18 protein-coding genes are annotated in these 17,178 nt (G+C 47.2%); 14 read left to right on the top strand and 4 right to left on the bottom strand.

The features are described from left to right. Positions 1–71: 71 nt before the first annotated feature. Complete coding sequence (locus J8Z22_RS20405; protein ID WP_084144272.1) at positions 72–968, bottom strand: LysR family transcriptional regulator; 897 nt, start codon at positions 966–968, stop codon at positions 72–74. A 611-nt stretch (positions 969–1,579) separates the two neighbouring features. Here J8Z22_RS20405 and J8Z22_RS20400 point away from each other — a divergent pair. Next, positions 1,580–2,479, top strand: coding sequence for a LysR family transcriptional regulator (locus tag J8Z22_RS20400; protein ID WP_252007882.1), 900 nt, complete (start codon positions 1,580–1,582; stop codon positions 2,477–2,479). A gap of 56 nt (positions 2,480–2,535) precedes the next feature. Here J8Z22_RS20400 and J8Z22_RS20395 read toward each other — a convergent pair whose 3' ends face one another. Beyond that, complete coding sequence (locus J8Z22_RS20395; RefSeq protein WP_252007879.1) at positions 2,536–3,303, bottom strand: hypothetical protein; 768 nt, start codon at positions 3,301–3,303, stop codon at positions 2,536–2,538. Positions 3,304–3,970: 667 nt separating this feature from the next. Between J8Z22_RS20395 and J8Z22_RS20390 the strand changes: the two genes are divergently transcribed. The 6 genes from J8Z22_RS20390 (at position 3,971) to J8Z22_RS20365 (ending at position 10,006) form a co-directional block, all read left to right on the top strand. Further along, the gene (locus tag J8Z22_RS20390; protein ID WP_252007877.1) at positions 3,971–5,293 is read left to right on the top strand and encodes a reductive dehalogenase; all 1,323 of its coding nucleotides are present in this window, start codon (positions 3,971–3,973) and stop codon (positions 5,291–5,293) included. A 2-nt stretch (positions 5,294–5,295) separates the two neighbouring features. After that, positions 5,296–5,598 carry a hypothetical protein gene (locus tag J8Z22_RS20385; protein ID WP_252007874.1) on the top strand — a complete coding sequence of 101 codons (303 nt, stop codon included), beginning with the start codon at positions 5,296–5,298 and terminating at the stop codon, positions 5,596–5,598. A 108-nt stretch (positions 5,599–5,706) separates the two neighbouring features. After that, complete coding sequence (locus J8Z22_RS20380; RefSeq protein WP_252007870.1) at positions 5,707–6,342, top strand: tetratricopeptide repeat protein; 636 nt, start codon at positions 5,707–5,709, stop codon at positions 6,340–6,342. Between the two features lie 27 nt (positions 6,343–6,369). Next, a complete protein-coding gene (locus tag J8Z22_RS20375) occupies positions 6,370–7,605 on the top strand; it encodes an FMN-binding protein (RefSeq protein ID WP_252007867.1) in 1,236 nt (411 codons plus the stop codon). A gap of 140 nt (positions 7,606–7,745) precedes the next feature. Continuing rightward, entirely contained in the window at positions 7,746–9,053 is a 1,308-nt protein-coding gene (locus tag J8Z22_RS20370; protein WP_252007865.1) for a flavodoxin domain-containing protein, read from the top strand. 197 nt (positions 9,054–9,250) lie between these two features. Further along, the gene (locus J8Z22_RS20365; protein WP_252007863.1) at positions 9,251–10,006 is read left to right on the top strand and encodes a LuxR C-terminal-related transcriptional regulator; all 756 of its coding nucleotides are present in this window, start codon (positions 9,251–9,253) and stop codon (positions 10,004–10,006) included. Positions 10,007–10,231: 225 nt separating this feature from the next. Here J8Z22_RS20365 and gloA read toward each other — a convergent pair whose 3' ends face one another. Continuing rightward, positions 10,232–10,621, bottom strand: a complete 390-nt coding sequence (gene gloA, locus J8Z22_RS20360) for a lactoylglutathione lyase (protein WP_252007860.1) — start codon at positions 10,619–10,621, stop codon at positions 10,232–10,234. Between the two features lie 82 nt (positions 10,622–10,703). Beyond that, complete coding sequence (locus tag J8Z22_RS20355) at positions 10,704–11,189, bottom strand: VOC family protein (RefSeq protein WP_028111425.1); 486 nt, start codon at positions 11,187–11,189, stop codon at positions 10,704–10,706. Positions 11,190–11,545: 356 nt separating this feature from the next. Between J8Z22_RS20355 and J8Z22_RS20350 the strand changes: the two genes are divergently transcribed. The 7 genes from J8Z22_RS20350 (at position 11,546) to J8Z22_RS20320 (ending at position 17,177) form a co-directional block, all read left to right on the top strand. After that, a complete protein-coding gene (locus J8Z22_RS20350; RefSeq protein WP_252007857.1) occupies positions 11,546–12,007 on the top strand; it encodes a CAP domain-containing protein in 462 nt (153 codons plus the stop codon). A 399-nt stretch (positions 12,008–12,406) separates the two neighbouring features. Beyond that, positions 12,407–13,654 (top strand): HlyD family secretion protein, encoded by a 1,248-nt coding sequence (locus J8Z22_RS20345; protein ID WP_252007854.1) that lies wholly within the window; start codon positions 12,407–12,409, stop codon positions 13,652–13,654. Further along, the gene (locus tag J8Z22_RS20340) at positions 13,654–15,801 is read left to right on the top strand and encodes a peptidase domain-containing ABC transporter (protein ID WP_252007852.1); all 2,148 of its coding nucleotides are present in this window, start codon (positions 13,654–13,656) and stop codon (positions 15,799–15,801) included. The genes J8Z22_RS20345 and J8Z22_RS20340 overlap by 1 nt, the downstream gene beginning before the upstream one ends. Positions 15,802–15,944: 143 nt before the next feature. After that, positions 15,945–16,115, top strand: a complete 171-nt coding sequence (locus J8Z22_RS20335) for a bacteriocin (RefSeq protein WP_252007849.1) — start codon at positions 15,945–15,947, stop codon at positions 16,113–16,115. A 9-nt stretch (positions 16,116–16,124) separates the two neighbouring features. Further along, a complete protein-coding gene (locus tag J8Z22_RS20330) occupies positions 16,125–16,289 on the top strand; it encodes a hypothetical protein (protein WP_156896892.1) in 165 nt (54 codons plus the stop codon). A gap of 51 nt (positions 16,290–16,340) precedes the next feature. Further along, positions 16,341–16,628, top strand: a complete 288-nt coding sequence (locus tag J8Z22_RS20325; protein ID WP_028111429.1) for a hypothetical protein — start codon at positions 16,341–16,343, stop codon at positions 16,626–16,628. A 324-nt stretch (positions 16,629–16,952) separates the two neighbouring features. Next, entirely contained in the window at positions 16,953–17,177 is a 225-nt protein-coding gene (locus J8Z22_RS20320) for a hypothetical protein (RefSeq protein WP_252007846.1), read from the top strand. Position 17,178: the final 1 nt, after the last annotated feature.

Genomic DNA, 17,178 nt, shown 5'->3' with positions numbered 1-17,178 from the left:
AACAGAGTGACTCAAATGCCAGAGCCGTTATGCTCTGGCATTTTTCATGTTGAGGTGTATTGCAGCAAGCCTTACAGGTTGGGCAGGGCGTTTAGGAAGGCCGTTAACTCATCGGTAAACACCTTCACTCGGTGGGGGCGATGCTGACGAGACGGGTAGATGGCGTACATGACGTTCTGGTTGTAGATATCATCGGAAAACAGACGCACATACTGGTTCTTTGGCAGGTTTCGAAATGCGCCATTGGGCAGGCAGGCGACACCCAGATTTTCTGATACCATTTTTGCCAGCACGTCGGGCAGATCGGAAGTGATGCGAGTTGAAGTGATAAATTCACCACTCAATCCTTGGCCGTTGTCCCACTGTTGCTTGCCTTGGCGGTAACTGGTGTCTATCTGCAGTTGCAAATAGGGGTAATTCGATAATTCGCTTGGGTGTTTCGGCACACCATATTGTTCCAATAAGCCCTTGCCGGCAAAGAAGTGTCGTTTACCCTGGAAAATGAGCTTGGCAACCAGGGAGGTGTCATTGGGTAAATTAGGGCTAATGGCGATGTCGTAGTTATGCAGAGTTTCAATGCGGCGACCGTGACTCCCTTTCACGCTAAGTTCAACATTCGGATAACGCTTCATAAAGGGTGCCAAAAATTCACCGGCTAAAATGTTGCCAAACGTGGGTGGCACCATCAGGCCAATGGGGCCACGAACTTCTTGCTTGTCGTTGACCAGGTTACGAATGTTGTCTTCTTCACTCAACAGTATTTCTACCCGCTTCAGAATGGCGGTGCCCTGACTGGTGGTGTGAAACTCTCTGCCACCGCGGTGAAACAGTTGGGTGTTCAGCTCATCTTCCAGGCTTTTAATCTTACGGCTTATGGATGAGGCGGTGATGTCGAGAATCTCAGAAGCACGAGCAATACTCTGCGTCTTGGCCACCACCATAAAGACTCTAAGTGCACCTAAATTCATTATCCAGTTACCTCGTAGCGTGCAATAGTGCCGAGACTCCCCACAACCATGGAACAGTATCTTACTGTTTATTAATGGATTTATTTTGAGTGAGCCATGGCTAGCGCTGATGCAGTTGAACTTTGCTCCATTGTACGGCTAATTGAATAACAGTTCCGGTGTGCAGATCACTGATGCAAAAACAAAGCAAAGTGCAATGGAGAAAAATGGCAGTGCCATAGCAACTGGATTGCAAGAAGGTCCTTCCGAGCCCTAGTCCTAAGGAGTACTGGAGCAAGTACCATACTAACTAGTTACTTGAATTTTTGGGTTTTTGCCACTTGTTGGGCGCATAACAAGTGGTGGTTGATGACTTCAACCAATACGAAGTGATCGCCGATAACGGTGGCTCTAAAGATTAGTATTGAACGGCTGTCACTCGAAACCTAGATTTCTACGATGTATCTAACGCACTGGAACCAAGATTCATAGGCTTGAAAATAATAACAGGGCAAAGAGTATTAGATCCAATAGTAGTTAGCAGAATGAAGCTAAATCAGTGATTCAGATCGTGCTGGCAATCAATCTTAAGTCAGTATAATAAGAGTGCAAATCAATATGGTTGATTACTCATGGAAATTGACAGTCTCAAAATGTTTAAGGTGGTGTCGGAGTATCTTAATATTACTCAAGCTGCCTCAGTGTTGGATATCAGTCAACCTGCTCTCAGCCGCCGCATTAAACAGTTAGAAAATCATTTTGGCGCCATGTTGCTGCACCGCCGTGGCAGCAGTATAGAGTTAACATCACAGGGTGCACAGCTGTTGCATATGTCGCAGAGGATACTGGACGACTACGAAACCATGGCGGAAGCTCTAATTTCGCATAACGATGAGGTAGAGGGTCGGGTTATCATCGGGGCACCAGCCCCAATTTTACGTTGGCTGAGTGAAAGCTTGTTACCGAGTATCGTCGAGCAATACCCTGATCTGAACTTGGACTTACGTACCGTAAGTCCATTGCAGCAAACATCAATGAGCGATTGCGATCTATTGATCACCCCAAGACCGTTAGAGGATGCCTCGCTGATTGGCCACAAGCTTAGCGATTTTTCCAGTTATTTTTGCGCTACGAATGAATACTTAGAGCGTTACGGTGAGCCACAATGCCCAACGGAGTTGAGTCAGCACCGGTGTATCAATTATTACCCAGATTGTAACCAGTCACTGCGGTGGCATTGGCAATGGCGAAGCGGAGAAAGTGGTACTACAAAGCTGAATCCTTTCATTATCGCCGATTCGGCCGATATTGCTGCTCAGTGGATGCGTCGCGGACTAGGGATTACCCTGGTGCCCAAAAGTCAGATGCGCTATCAAAGTAAACAAGGGAGCTTCGAAGTGCTTTTCGAAGGGCGCTGCGTACAGAAACAGCAACTCCACCTGATGTATCGCTCGTGTAATTCTATGACTGCTCGCTTTAAGGTGATTGTTGATAGAATTATTGAGTTTATTGGTAAAGACGACCACATATAGATTTTTCAATAAAAAGGTCCTCGTTGGAGGACCTTTCATAATACAAATTGGTCAGGTTAGAAATGATAGGAGAATGCGACATTAATATTGTCGCCATTGTCGTTATAGCCGCCCCAGGATTGCTGGTGTGCGTAAGCAACAGACATATCGAGCTTCTTGTCGAACTTGTACTTGGCGCCAGCCACAGCCAACATGCCGGTGCTTTCATCACGAGCGAACATCTTTTGAACGTGCATATCGCGATCGAAGCTAGTGTTGAGAACACCAAATAGTATGATGTTTTTGTTAATTGAGTAGTTTGCGTTAATGCGGGTGAGGATTCCGTTGTAGGTAAAGCCGCTTTGTTCCAAACCATTTTTGGCATTATGGCCCATAGCCGCGTGTGCACCAACACTGAACTTGATATTAATACCAGCAATTTTGGTCTTCTGAGCAACACCAAGGGTGATTTGGTTTTCATTTATCGCTTGGTTGGCGCTGGTGAACAGATCGAACCAAACCTGAGAGCCACTATGGTTAATATTGTGGTACAGGCTACCGATGAACTTATTGGTGGTGCCTTTGACCTTGTCTTTATCAGACATCTCTCCAAAATTTTCAATACGGTATTTGGCAAACAGTTCTCCCCAGCTATATCCAGACCGATGAATTAATTCAAGGGTATTGCGAGTATACTGGTTAGAACTTTCAGATGCATCGCTAACTTCTACACGAGCACCAACAGCAACGGCATTGTCTGCATATTTTATTTCGGCATTAGCAGTAGTGCTAATCAGTAGGGCAGCCATGCTGGCTGTAATGACAGTCACTTTTTTCATCATCATCTCACTAATAGTAACTAGGGTGTTACAAAATTGAGATGCGATGATAGCCAGCAATTTATCCCGGTTGCTTGTTATATTATGCATAGATTTAATAGATATTATGCATGCGTAAAATCGATCTGTATTGGAATTTTATAGCCAATGTGATCTAATCAACCTAAAGGAATAAAATAGTTCATTTTTCAGTGGTCAGTTTGCGACGCCTGTCTCGCGGGGTGTTGGTCTCAAGTCACTTTTCTATAGCTGATTTGGGTGATGATAATCACGCAAATTATTTAAATTCTTCCGGGTTTTTAACTTTTGAATATTTAAAGTCGTATGGCTATGATCTCGCAATTATCAATTGTAACCCCATCGCTCAATATGAATCCTCATAGTTTTTTTATAAATGGCTTGGTAATGTGGATTAGTCGTGATTTTTATTGAGAGAGGAAAGATTGACTCGCAAGAGTTGTGACTGTGTTCAAATGATGACTTGTGGTCTGGTGTTTGCTATGGGGAGTCATAGAGTTTTTTTAGCATTAGAAATTCATACTAAAGTCAATTTCAGTGAACCTGATTTTAAATATCTGGTTAGACTTTTAATAGATCTGGAATTATTTATTTAGTCGTTCGCAAAACAAGCAGTGAACGCGCCTGAATTAATGGCTTTAAAGGAGTCTTAGCAGTGTCAGAACTGACTAGTCATACCGAAGGGTTGAGCGAGCAAGGTAAGTCTCGTCGTAACCTATTAAAACTGAGCGCCGTGGGTGGTGTTGCTATGGTCACTGGTGGTCTCTCACCAAAGGTCAAAGCGCGCGAAGATGGCTTTGGTGTTATCAGACACGATCAGTTTCCGCAGGATGTCGCGCCGACCTATAAGCGTTTCAGCGAGATGGAAACTTCTTTTTACCGCTTTGCTCGAGCCGGTAAGCAGTTTGCGTTTCGTCCCCAGCCAGATGAAAACAAACCCGGTATGACCTCCATTGACATGGCGCTGAAAGCTGGCGGCCGGACTTTCGCGATGGTTATGAAGGATAAGGCGCCGGCGTATGAAGGGTACGCGTTGCCGCAGGTGTTCAAGCCAAATCCATTCAACCCGGAATTCAAGTTCAAAGACGCAGCGACAGCCCATGCGGTAATCAAGCGTGCTGCGCGTCATTATGGCGCTGATCTGGTGGGTATCTCTCGTCACGATCCCCGTTGGGACTACACCCACGTTCGTACCGGTGACCAGGCCCATAAGTTAGAAGAGGTCATGGGTTTTAAACCTAAGACGGTAATCGTACTGGGCTTTGAAACGTCCTATGAAGGTCTCCGTGCCGCACCAACTGCACTGGGTGATGCCGCTCAGGTAGAGGGGTACTCCAAGATGGGTAAAACCGCATACCAGTTGGCGGCCTTTATGCACTTCCTGGGTTTCCACTCTGTGGGAGTGGGTAACAGTTACGGCCTCAGCATTCCACAGGCGATCGCGGCCGGTCTGGGTGAAAGTTCCCGAATGGGATTGTTGGTAAACCACAAGTACGGTCCCCGTCTGCGTCTTGCCAAGGTGTACACCGATATGGAGTTGGAGGAGTACTACGACAAACCAGTGACCTTTGGTGTTCAGAGTTTCTGTGAAAACTGCATGCACTGTGCGGATAACTGCCCAAGTGAAGCAATTCCACATGATCCTAAGCCTAGTATGGAGCCACCGAAAGATGGCCAGGACTGGGGCTTTTCTAACCCCGGGGTGCGCAAGTGGTATGTCAACTGCGATAAGTGCTTACAGTACTGGGCAGACTCTAAAACTAGCTGCAGTACCTGTGTTACCACCTGTCCATACAACAAGCCAGATTTCTGGCACCACCGTTTGATTGATAAAGCCAATACCATCGTTCCTGGCTTCATGCACAAAATGATGAGCGAAATGGACCTGTTGCATGGTTATGGCAAAGCATTTGACGAGGCTGCGCCAGCAGTATTTTGGAATGAGAAGGGTCGCGATTACGACGGCTTTGGAGGTTAATCATGTCTGGACTGGGTATTTTTTCTGGAATCGAGGTGTTGTTCTTCTGGCTGGGCGTGTTGTGTTTGGCTTCAGTTCAAGCGGTGGTATGGCTGCGCATTAAGTGTGATGCGGCTTGGGGTGGTTTGGTTGCGCTCTCTCTAGGCCTGGGCCTGATGATTTTTGATATCGCTTTTGGGGTCGCGGCAGTGCTAGAGAAAGAGCCACAGGCGGCATCCATGAGCGTGATGGTGATGTTCTTGCCGGGTCTACTGATGGCTATTGTTGGCGTGCGCCTGGCTAAACCTCAACTCAAAGCGATTTAAGCCTCAATAACCTGTAGTCGGCGGGTTATACCCTCTCACTGGGTGAAAGCGCAATTATGAGTTTGTTGTTTTCACCCATCCAATCCCTTACATATATAGGTGCATGTTATGGATGTCGCTGCTCAACAGGCGATTAAGTCCGATTATGATGCAGGCTTGCAAGCGCTTAAAGCTGGTGATTTTGCTGAGGCTGGTACCGCCTTCGGCGGCGTTATCAAATCCCATCCAGAGTTTTATCTTGCTCATTATCAATTGGCCAATCTTTATTTGCGTGAAAGCAATTTTGAGGAAGCGGAAAAGAGCATGGATAAGGTAATCGAGCTTCAGCCGGATTGGGCTGAAGGCTTCTTTGGTGCCGGTAAGATTGCCATGTTGCAAGGCGTTCACGATGATGCCGTGGGTTTTTTTACTGAAGCACTAAAACGTGGCTACAAACGTCGGCTATGCCTTATCGCTAAAGGGATGGCGTTGCACGGCTGTGGTCGTTTAGCTGAGGCAATCGATGATTTTGACGAGGTATTGGTAGAGCAAGTTGACCTGTCGGCATTGCATTACCGCATGGCTTGTTTGTTTGGCCTGCATCGGTATCGAGAGGCGTTGTCGGACCTTGATGTGCTGCTCGAGCTGCAACCAGAGCAGGATAGTCAACCGCTGTTAGAGATGCGCGATATCTGTTTGCAGCATGCCAACATTCCCCAGTCAGCGCCAAAAGGCGAATCCATCCCGATTACCGAACTGAAGTAACCGAAGTAAACCCGAGAAGAATACGTTATGTCCTGTCAAAGTTGCCAAAAAACCTGTGCAAGCAGGGGAGCCGCCGCCCGGCCGCAGATCATCGGCTGGCGACTGGATTACATTAAGGTGCTACGTTGGCTGGCTTTTGCCAGCATGCTGTGTGCCTATTTAGTGGGTCAACAGTTGAATCAGCCCAATTGGCTTGCTCAACTGGAAGCGCTGTACCCGGATACCATTATCCAAGCGATCAACAACAGTGATAACGCTTGGACGGTCAGTAAATCTAATAGCAATGGCAGTAGCGAAGAGCGGATTGCCATTCTTACGACCGAAAAAAGCTTCGGTGGGCCTTTACAGTTGATCACTCTGTATGACGCTGATGGCAAGGTTCACGGTGCCGATATTCTCCATCACAATGATACTCCCGCTTATATTCAGAAGTTGGTCAATAAGTTCTTTTTCGACCAATTTCAAGACAAAGCTGTTGTTGGCCCAAGAACCGATAAAGACTTCGACGCAGTCAGTGGTGCCACTATCAGTTCCGAAGCCATTAAGCGTGCCCACTACATCGGTCTTGAGCACGCTGCAGCACTGAGTTTTGGTCGAAAGCAGACGCTGCTGAAATCAGAGTTGGATTTTGGTAGTCAGCACTGCGTACTGATTGCTTTTTTGATATTGGCGGTGATTGCTCAGCGGGTTACTCAACCGGCGTTCTCATTGATGCTGAACATCGCGGCCCTTGGGGTAATGGGGTTCTGGCTGAATCAGATGATCAGTGCCAGCAACTTCACAGCAGTACTGCTTGGCTATCTACCATCTATTTACGACAACCTTGCCTTCTGGATTCTTAGTGGTGGCGTCTTGTTGGGAATTTTGGTACTGGGTCGCAATATCTATTGTGGCAAGCTGTGCCCATTTTCGGCCCTGCAAAGCCTGTTAGCTAAACTAACCGGCCTTAATTTCCCAGTACCCAAACTGGTGCAGCGTTACGGTGGTTGGATTCCAAAGGTAGGCCTATGGATTGTGATCATGGTAGGCCTGTTGACTACGGTGCCGATCGCCGGCTCCTATGAGCCCTTCAGTATGATTTTTTCATTGCAAGGGGTGGGTGTTCAGTGGGCCATTTTGCCAGCGGTGGTGGTTGGCTGCACGTTTGTGCCGCAGCTGTTTTGTCGCTATTTCTGTCCAGCGGGCCAAGGCATCGAATATCTGACTGCATTTCGAAATTGGTTGGTGAGCCTGAGCAGCAAAGCGAAAAGAACAGGGGGTTAAGGCGATGACAACTCAACAAGGATCAACAGTTAACAAAGCAGCCAAGGCAGTAAGCGGGTTGTTTATTGTCCTGACCTCGATTGCCATTGTAGCGTTCTTAGTGGATTCGCTGCTTCGCAATCTGGCCTAAGGGGATGGTGATGAATCAATTTTCTTTTTATTTGAAGAACCTGTTGTTTACCCCAATCTATGAACAGGGGGATATCCTCATTGGCTATGCCAGTCAAACCGGTACAGCCAAGGGCCTGGCAGAGAAAAGCGCCGAGCTACTGCAAGCCAGTGGTCGGAGCGCAAGTTGCCTGCCGCTTTCGCAGGTATCCGTAGAAGAGTTAGATAACTATCAACAGGTGTTGATCTTTGTCAGTACCTACGGCCATGGCGAGTTTCCCGATAACGGCATCGCCTTCTTTGACCGCTTGTGCGAACGCACTAATCCCCTCAATACCAAGGTAGATATTTTTGCCATCGGTGATCGCAACTATGGTCTGTTTTGCGAAGCGGGAAAGTTGTTGCATGAGCAGTTTATTCGCCTAGAGGCGGCTCACGATAATAACCTACAGTTGGTGGATGGCGCACCCTACCAGCGGTGGCAGCAGTGGTTTGCTGATTACAGTGGACTTAACCCGGATGGCAGCGTTTTGGATGGTCCGGTTCAGTTGGCGATGACACTAACTGAACGAGGTGAGTTGCACAGTCAACACTGCAGCATCGAGCGCGGTGCTTATCGTTTGCGTTTTACGTTGGCTCAAACTGATAAGACAATTCAGTTTCAGTCTGGTGATCTAATTGGTGTCGTGCCGCCAAATGAGACCCTGGAACGCTTGTATTCAGTATCTGATGTTTTTGATGATGGTGTGGAGCTTTGTATCGGTAAGGTGGTTTACCAACAAGGTGAGGTTGAGGTAGTAGGTAAGTGTTCTGACTATTTGATTAATAGGTTGTCACTCAATCAACCTATCGAGGTGAGCCATCGCGCTCAAGGTGGATTAGTGTTGCCAAAACCGCAGCAGCCGCTGTTAATGGTGGCCACCGGTACAGGTATTGCGCCGATGATGTGTCTGCTTAGGGAGCGTGTCGCGACTGGGGCCAGTGCGAGTAATTGGCTGGTGTTCGGCAATCGCCACTCTGAGCAGGACTTCTATTATCAGCAGGATCTTGAACAGATGCGCAGCAGTGGCCAGTTAAGCCGCTTGGATTTGGCGTTCTCTCGTGAGGGCGATAAGAAGGTGTACGTTCAAGATAAACTGCAACAAAATCGGCAGCATGTGCTGCGCTGGCTGCTGGACGACAACGGCTTGTTGTATGTCTGCGGTCAACCGATGCTAAAGTCGGCGATACGTGAAGTGTTAGTGCAAGCCTTACAAGAGCGACTGGGTGACGCGACAGAGGCAAAAGTTCAGTATCAACAACTACTCGACAAGCAGCAGATCGTTTACGAACTCTACTGATTGCTTAAACTGCAAGAGAAGATCTCTGTGGCCCTGCTAGCTTTACTAGCGGGGCTTTGTCTGTGCAGTGCCTAAAAGACTATGAGTTTTCATGGACTTTCATTATTGCAGTTGATTCTGTTAACTCAGAACTACCCCTTAAGAGGGGTTGGCATAAAATGTTAACCATTGTATTACAACCACGGTAGACGGTACTTGTGCAAGGGCAAAAGCTAATTGAACTTCACCAGATTCAGATCAATCAGTTAGAGCAACTGCTTGATGAGATCGCTGCATCTTACGGCTTCATTGGCGGGCTATATCTGGTATCGCTTAATGCAAGTCATGAGCTTGGTAGCCAGTTTGCTATGACCAAACATAACCGTCGTTTGGACTTTATCTACTCTAATGACGACATTCGCCGGTTGCGCAAAGAGTTTATCCAGGTTGCGATCCATAAAGAGCCTAACCACAATCTATATCTGAAAACTAACTACGCCATCTTTAGCTATGAGGGTGAGGACGAAGCGACCCGTCGTTGCGTTAATGTGCTGAAGAAATATGGTGTTCGTTCGCGGTTATTCATCCGCTTGGAAGATCCATATTATCCAGAATTTTCTCCTGAGTTCATTATGATGAGTGACAAAGCGCCTGTTGAGTTGGAGCAGCAGGGAGAGCAAATCCGCGAAGAGCTAACTCAGCGCTTAGATCAGTTTCATCAACTGGCGTTTGCCAGTAACGTGACCAGTAGCATCAACCCTTTGACTGGCCTGGGTTTAGTGAATGATAAGTGTATGGAGATCCTGCGAATGCTGGCGGATGGCCATTCACGCCCTGACATTGCTGATAAGGTGTTCATGACCGAGCGTGGTGTTGATTATCATTTAATCAAGCTCAGGGCGCTGTTGAACGCGAAGAATAATGTGCACCTGATTTCTGAGTGTTATAGACGGCGAGTTTTGGATCTGTCTTAATTACTCTCGATAGTATTTGTTGTGATGTGATAAACGCCCCTTCTGGAGTTTGCGTTAAAGTGCATCGGAATTAAGTGGTTATGACTTAATCCAGAGAGATAGAAGGAGCATCCATCATGAAGATTAAAGCTATCGGCATTGAATTGGCAGAAAGCGTCGTCCAAGTTTACGCTTGGCTCGAAGGCGCTACGATCGAATGGAATCGCAAGCTGTAGGCGAAGCAGATCAATCTTGCTGAATCAACTCAACCTTGTAGCCATCGGGATCGGTTACAAAAGCGATGTGGGTTGAGCCGCCCAGTACTGGCCCGGGTTCGCGGCTGATGTTACCGCCGGCCGCGCGAATTTTATCGCAGGCCGCGTAGATGTCTTCAACACCTAGAGCGATGTGGCCAAATGCGTTGCCGTGATCGTAATTGGACTCGCCCCAGTTGTAGGTCAGTTCAATAACGGCATGACCTTGGCTTTCTTCACCGTAACCAACGAAGGCCAGGGTGTAGTGGTAGTCTTTGTTTTCAACCTGACGCAGCAGCGTCATGCCCAGAACGTTGGTGTAAAAGGCGATGGATTTATCCAGGTCGCCCACGCGCAGCATGGTGTGAAGCAGTTGTGCCATTCGGGTTTCTCCAAGATGGTCTGGATTGGTAACAAGCCAGCATCATGGTGCTGGCTTGGGTTCAGTCGCTGAGATCGACGACTTACTCGTACTCTGAGGAGTAGGTTTCGGCGTAGGAGTGAGAATACAGCTCGAACAGGTTGCCGAACGGGTCTTCCAGATACACCATCTTTGCCGGCTTGCTGTCGTCTTCTGGGTGGTAGCGCATAATGTCCATCCGCTGCTTGCCGCCATACTGAATGGTTTTTTCAATGACACCTTCAAAGTCGGTGGTTTCCAGGCAGAAGTGGAAGATGCCGATGCGAGAGAAGTCGACCTCATGGCGCTCCTGGCGATCCTTCATTTCAAACAGTTCAACGCCGATGCCGTCAGTCGTCAGCAGGTGGGCGATGTTGAAGCCTTTAAAGCCTTCGCCGAATACCTGAGTGCACATGCGACCGATGGCGGTCTCGCGCTCCTCCAGGACTTCACTCTTGCCCATGACCATCTTCAGGCCCAGTGCCTTGGTGTAAAACTCGATGGCCTTGTCCATGTCGGTGACCATGATGCCTACGTGACTCATTTTCATAATAGGGTGCTCCAGATTCGTTGTGGTGGTGCGTATCTTGTTTCGATGTGGAGCAGTATAGGAAGGGGCAAAGATATAGTTAAATTATCAAATGTGATTTTTATGATTACATTTTATTATGTTTGGGTTTGAGGAGGTTTGAGTCGTGCCCGGTTCAGCTGGTAGCAGCATGGTGGCCTATGGACGCTAGCGGCTGCTGACTATTAGTCGCTATTCTCTCTCGTTGATACTTCACCTGGAGCGTGCCAATATCTCTGCTTACTGCGTTAGTAGGGTTATTGAATGTGCTTTTAGGGGGGATGATGCTGCGGTTTTGGCTGATACTGGTGACAATCGTCGCACAGGGCGAAGTAGGCATGGCTGTGGCTGCTGATGGTAACGGCTTGAATCAATGCCGGGATAATCTGCCTGAACTGATAGAGCGCATCAACGAGGTTCGGACCAGTGGACAGCTGTGCGGGGGTGTTCGATACCCGGCGGTGGCTCCGCTGCAAGCCCATGGGGTGTTGCAACAAGCAGCCTGGGAACACGCTTCTAACATGGCTAACTACAATTTTCTCAGCCATACCGGTCTGGATGGCAGCGATGTGGGTCGACGTGTTACTGCTTTGGGGTATGAATGGCAGTTTGTCGGTGAGAACATTGCTGCCGGACAGCCTAATGTGGATACCGCAGTGAAAGAGTGGCTGGCCAGCCCCGGCCATTGTCAAAACCTGATGTCATCGGAATACCGGGAAACCGGAGTCGCCTGTGTTGCCAACCCAGATTCGGAATACGGCTACTACTGGACTCAGGTATTTGCAGTGGGGTTCGAGTGATTATGATGGTAAATATTGCTCTGTTTGGCTTCTATAGTCACTCAGTTAATAGGTGACTCAATAACTTAAGCCATCACTCGGTGCTTAGTGAATTATACAATTCAATCATCAATAACAGTTCTTATCAATGATATGATGCTTATTGTTACCATAGAGTCTGCGTTCTACTTATCTAACCCTTGCTAGCCGTTATTATTAGCTGTGAGTGGTTGTGATTGATTGTGAATTCTATCGAATTGCTGTTCTGGTTTATTGATGCGCCGTATCTATAACTTACTGATTAATATTGTTATTATTGTTTGTTGATGTGTGTGTTTGTGATCTTTTGTTATTCACGATTATAGTCGTAATTTCTTTGCTACCTTTCTTTCATTCGTTGAGTGAATCAGGACAAGGAAGATGGCTGGTTTATTTAGAGTACAGGCAATAGAAGCGCAAAAACATCGACTCACGGGAGTCGTGTCTTTGTCTCAGCCAATATCGATTCACTATATTGCCTTAAGTCTTGTAGTCTTTACTATTGCGTTGATTGTTTTCCTTCTGACCTCTGAATATGCACGAAAAGAAACGGTTAAGGGGTATCTGAAGCCAGACAAAGGCATGATTCGTGTGTACTCCGACAGAAGAGGGGCCATTACCGAACTTCATGTTGAGGAGGGGCAAAAGATTGGTAAAGGGGACCCTCTGATTACCATCACTGACAGCCGTTCCCTTACCTCGGGCGGAGAACTAGAAGATACCCTGATAGAGGAGATCGACAAGCAGATCTCTATCCTTAACAGGGAGCTTGTTCATCGCAAAGATTTGGAACATAAACAGCAACATAAACTGGCTACAGACATCGATGCTCTAGAGCGCCATATCGATGATCTTGGATTGCAGCTCTCTCTCATTTCAGAGCGTTTGGAGATCAAAAAAGTCCTTCTAGATAAATCAAAGGAACTGCACCAGAACGGATTTATATCAACATCGGATTTCCACGCCCAAAAGGAGCAACTGCTGCTGGTGCAACACGCCAAGGAACAGGCTCAGATCGATAAGAACCAGAGTCAGTCCAGGTTGGAACAGCTGCAACAGGAATCTGGAATGTTGCCCCACCAACGTTCATTGCAAATCCTTGAGATCGAAAAGAAGTTAACCATTTTTCTTCGACAGCGAACTGAGGTGCAGAACCGGTTTCGCTACGTCATTCGTGCGACCTCAAACGGAACGGTAACCGCTATTCAAACAGCGATAGGGGAGTACATTTCATCTTCGGTACCGTTAATGAGTGTAATTCCCGAGGGAGCGGTTTTAGTTGCGGAGTTGCTATTACCGAGTCGCTCAGCAGGATTTGTAAGAAAGGGGGATACAACGCGTCTGCGATTCGACGCCTTTCCTTATCAGAGATTTGGGTCCATGGCCTCTCATGTTTATCAGGTCGATAAGGTTGTTCTTGAGCAAAATGACAGCCGATTGCCCATTCCAATGAATGAGCCTGTTTATCGAGTGCAGGCCAAGCTTCCGGTACAAAGTCTGAATGCTTACGGCGAGTCGTTTCAACTGAAAAGCGGCATGCAACTGGAGGCGGACATTATTCTGGAAAGCCGCAATTTGGTCCAATGGCTGCTGGATCCCATCTATAGCCTGAAAGGGAGGGTTGGGTAATGTCTGGCAAGAGCGATAACAACCAAACGGCTTCAATGCTGGATTTTTCCGGTATTAAGCGAGTGCCAGTGATTCTCCAGGCCGAGGTCGCTGAGTGTGGTTTGGCCTGTTTGGCTATGGTTGCCAGTTTTCATGGCAAAAGGCTGGATTTAGCTGCAGTAAGAAAGCGGTTTTCAACCGGCCTTAAAGGGATGAACTTGCAACAAATGATCGAAGTGGCAGATTCGTTAGGTCTGACGAGTCGAGCACTTAAATGCCCTCTGGAGGAGGCTGGTCACCTATCTTTACCCTGTGTCATCCACTGGGATATGAATCATTTTGTGGTGCTTACCAAAGTCACTTCCAAGCACGTGATGGTCAATGATCCGGGAAAGGGACGGTGCCAGTATGGCCTGGATGAATTTGCGACTCACTTCACTGGCGTGGCACTGGAGCTGTCTCCGACTCAGAGTTTTATCCGTGAGGATGAGCGTCAAAGAATGCGGTTAGGGCAACTGTGGTCTAAATTGACCGGATTCAAATCTGCACTACTGGCACTTTTGGGTTTCTCTCTGTTGCTGCAGCTATTTTCTCTGGTGTCTCCCTATTACATGCAGTGGGTGGTCGACGAGGTATTGATCAGCCAAGATGTGGCACTACTTAAAGTGCTGGCCTTGGGATTTGCCCTGATAGTCTTGATAACTGTCGCAACCACCGTCGCTCGCTCCTGGTTAGTCTTAAGGCTGTCCGCCTTATTCAATATGCAATTGGGTGTGAATCTATTGCACCACCTATTGAGACTGCCGATGAGTTTCTTTGAGAAACGGCATATTGGTGATCTGGTTTCTCGATTTGGATCATTGGCCAATGTCAGAGAGCGGATAACCAGCGGTCTGGTGGAGACGACAGTCGATGGCTTGATGTCCATTGCGGTATTGATCATGATGTTTATCTACAGCATTAAGCTGACCGTGGTTGTCTTGATCGCCGTGGCATTGTATTACCTTCTTCGATTATCTCTGTATCGACCATTGCATAGAACCACCGAGGAGTCGATTCAAGCGAATGCCAAAGAGCAAAGTAATTTTCTGGAAAATGTCAGGGGTATTCAGACAATTAAGCTTTTTACTCGGGAAGCTCAACGACAATCCCTTTGGCAAAACCAGTATGCGGATGTCATCAACGCCGACATTAGGTTGGGAAAATTAAAGATCGGATTTGAGTCATCGAGCAAGTTTCTGTTTGGAATTGAAAATATTGTCGTTGTTTACATTGCGGCCATGACCGTTATGGATGGAAAGATGACGGTTGGTATGGTGCTGGCTTTTATGGCCTATAAACAACAGTTAACAGAGCGAGCGACCAGTTTTCTTGAACAGTTGATCGAATTTCGCATATTGCGTCTACATTTGGACCGAATATCGGATATCGCCTTGCATGAACAGGAAAGCTGTCGAGACGGTGATCAACTGCTGGAAGCACCTCACGGGCGATTGACTGTTGAGGGAGTGAGCTTCTCCTATGGAGATGCTGTTCCTGTTCTGCAGGAGGTATCTCTGGTCATTGAACCTGGAGAGTGTATTGCCATCGTTGGCGCATCGGGTGAGGGCAAGTCAACGTTGATGAAGTTGATGCTTGGATTACTGTCTCCTGTGAGTGGCCGAATTTGCTTGGATGGGGTGGACATCAATACTCTCGGGCTGACTCGTTATCGTCGTCAGATTGCCGCTGTGATGCAGAATGACACCCTTTTTTCCGGAAGTGTCGCTGACAACATCACCTTCTTCGATCCCGAACCAAATCTGTTGAAGATGCAGAAATGTGCCCAATTGGCGGCAATAGACAGTGAAATTCGGGGCTTTCCAATGGGCTATGACAGCCTTGTAGGAGATATGGGTAACCAGTTTTCCGGCGGTCAAATGCAGAGGATATTGCTGGCCCGAGCGCTGTATCAGGAGCCGAGTGTGTTGTTCTTGGATGAGGCCACCAGTCATCTGGACTTGGACAATGAAACTCAGATTAGTCAACAGATTAGCAAGCTGCCGATTACCAGAATAATTGTTGCCCATCGTCCTGAAACGATTCGTCATGCCGATCGTGTCTTTGCTCTGGAGTCAGGCAGGGTGCGGGACATCAATGTTGAGGAGGCGATCAGCACTAATTCGTAGAAAGGAATTTGATGCCGGAATACACAAGGCATTGGATCAAGGGCGGAATGTGTAGCCCTTGTCATCATGCAAGTTGCTGATTTTGAGGCTATGCTTTAAATCTGCACTTGCATAAACAGGGAACGTTAAATAAGGATGTTGTTATGCAGGAATTGACAAATAGTGAATTGAATAATGTTGTTGGAGGTCACCCAATAATTGTTGTTGTTGGGTTTATTGTACGTTCAACCATTTTCAGAAATGCAGTGAAAGGATCAATTACAGCCTTTTCGGCATATGCGGGCTATCGAGCTGTTGGAACACTTGAATTCTAAGGATAGAATATGACTTTATTAAATGGAAATGAAATGTTGGAAGTTCAGGGGGGGAACCCTGTTGCTATTGCTCTTCTGGTTGTAGCTGCTCGTTACTATGGAAGAAAGGCAATTGGCATGTCTGTCGGTGCATTCGTTTCAGGCGGCATTGGCCGTTGGTTGAATACTAACTAGGAAGCAGTCAAATGTGGCTTTTTGCCACATTTGACTTTTAAGGAACTGGATATGTTTTCTAGAGATTGCCCACATTGTAAATCCTCGATAGATTTTTCCTACATCAAGAAGTTCGTGGATGACGAGCGTATTCCTTGCCCTCATTGCCACCGGGTTCTTAGAGTCAGTCCTGTCGCGTCTCTGATCAACAGTGTTTTTATCGGTTTGGTAGTTGGAGGAGCGCTGGGGCTGTTCACTGACATTCGAGTGGACTTTATAGTTGTCATTGGTGGATTAGTGACGGTATTTTTCCAGAAATACTTGGATGTGTTTTTTTCATTGGTAGAAGATAAAAGCTGAGGGGAAAAGGATGAAACTTGGCCACTTGGAACGGTACTGCGGTAATTGTGGTCATCAATTTAGCAGGGAATTGCTGATGTCGTTGATTACAAAAAATAAGATTGACTGTGAACGATGCCGGTTTATTAATACCCCTGCAATCCTATCAGGAAACCTTGTTATATTATTTGCGTTTTTTCCTTTTGTGTTTGGGCTATATTATTTTCTTGGATCTTGGAATAGCTATGTCTTGGATGCCATATCCTTTGGGGTTGGTTTTGCTCTAATCAGGCTAAGTGCCCCCTTTTCCTCTCTGAAATCGTTCCCGCCGGAAGACTAGGGAAGATGACTTTTTCTAAAGGAAATGCCCCATCTTACGAAGCCTTATTCTATTTCGCCCTATGGCTATTGATGTTTGCGGTTTTAGTGACATTACTGAGCGCCTTGGCGCTGTCTGAGTCGTCGCAGCTCGATGCTTCCTTGCTGGCGGGCGCATGGTTATGCTCGGCGGCCAATGCGCTGTGGTTGCTGCTTAACCTGGAGTGGCTGTTGGGAAAGCCAAAGTCATAGC

It is taken from the genome of Ferrimonas sp. SCSIO 43195, assembly GCF_023716685.1.
Taxonomy (GTDB): domain Bacteria; phylum Pseudomonadota; class Gammaproteobacteria; order Enterobacterales; family Shewanellaceae; genus Ferrimonas; species Ferrimonas kyonanensis.
The sequence above is the reverse complement of the archived record's forward strand: the minus strand, read 5'-3'. Positions and strand labels throughout refer to the sequence as shown.

Coding starts and splice junctions, on each gene's coding strand:
- J8Z22_RS20405 (WP_084144272.1), bottom strand. CDS start 968: ATGAATTTAGGTGCACTTAGAGTCTTTATGGTGGTGGCCAAGACGCAG.
- J8Z22_RS20400 (WP_252007882.1), top strand. CDS start 1,580: ATGGAAATTGACAGTCTCAAAATGTTTAAGGTGGTGTCGGAGTATCTT.
- J8Z22_RS20395 (WP_252007879.1), bottom strand. CDS start 3,303: ATGATGATGAAAAAAGTGACTGTCATTACAGCCAGCATGGCTGCCCTA.
- J8Z22_RS20385 (WP_252007874.1), top strand. CDS start 5,296: ATGTCTGGACTGGGTATTTTTTCTGGAATCGAGGTGTTGTTCTTCTGG.
- J8Z22_RS20380 (WP_252007870.1), top strand. CDS start 5,707: ATGGATGTCGCTGCTCAACAGGCGATTAAGTCCGATTATGATGCAGGC.
- J8Z22_RS20375 (WP_252007867.1), top strand. CDS start 6,370: ATGTCCTGTCAAAGTTGCCAAAAAACCTGTGCAAGCAGGGGAGCCGCC.
- J8Z22_RS20370 (WP_252007865.1), top strand. CDS start 7,746: ATGAATCAATTTTCTTTTTATTTGAAGAACCTGTTGTTTACCCCAATC.
- gloA (WP_252007860.1), bottom strand. CDS start 10,621: ATGGCACAACTGCTTCACACCATGCTGCGCGTGGGCGACCTGGATAAA.
- J8Z22_RS20355 (WP_028111425.1), bottom strand. CDS start 11,189: ATGAAAATGAGTCACGTAGGCATCATGGTCACCGACATGGACAAGGCC.
- J8Z22_RS20350 (WP_252007857.1), top strand. CDS start 11,546: ATGGCTGTGGCTGCTGATGGTAACGGCTTGAATCAATGCCGGGATAAT.
- J8Z22_RS20345 (WP_252007854.1), top strand. CDS start 12,407: ATGGCTGGTTTATTTAGAGTACAGGCAATAGAAGCGCAAAAACATCGA.
- J8Z22_RS20340 (WP_252007852.1), top strand. CDS start 13,654: ATGTCTGGCAAGAGCGATAACAACCAAACGGCTTCAATGCTGGATTTT.
- J8Z22_RS20335 (WP_252007849.1), top strand. CDS start 15,945: ATGCAGGAATTGACAAATAGTGAATTGAATAATGTTGTTGGAGGTCAC.
- J8Z22_RS20330 (WP_156896892.1), top strand. CDS start 16,125: ATGACTTTATTAAATGGAAATGAAATGTTGGAAGTTCAGGGGGGGAAC.
- J8Z22_RS20325 (WP_028111429.1), top strand. CDS start 16,341: ATGTTTTCTAGAGATTGCCCACATTGTAAATCCTCGATAGATTTTTCC.
- J8Z22_RS20320 (WP_252007846.1), top strand. CDS start 16,953: ATGACTTTTTCTAAAGGAAATGCCCCATCTTACGAAGCCTTATTCTAT.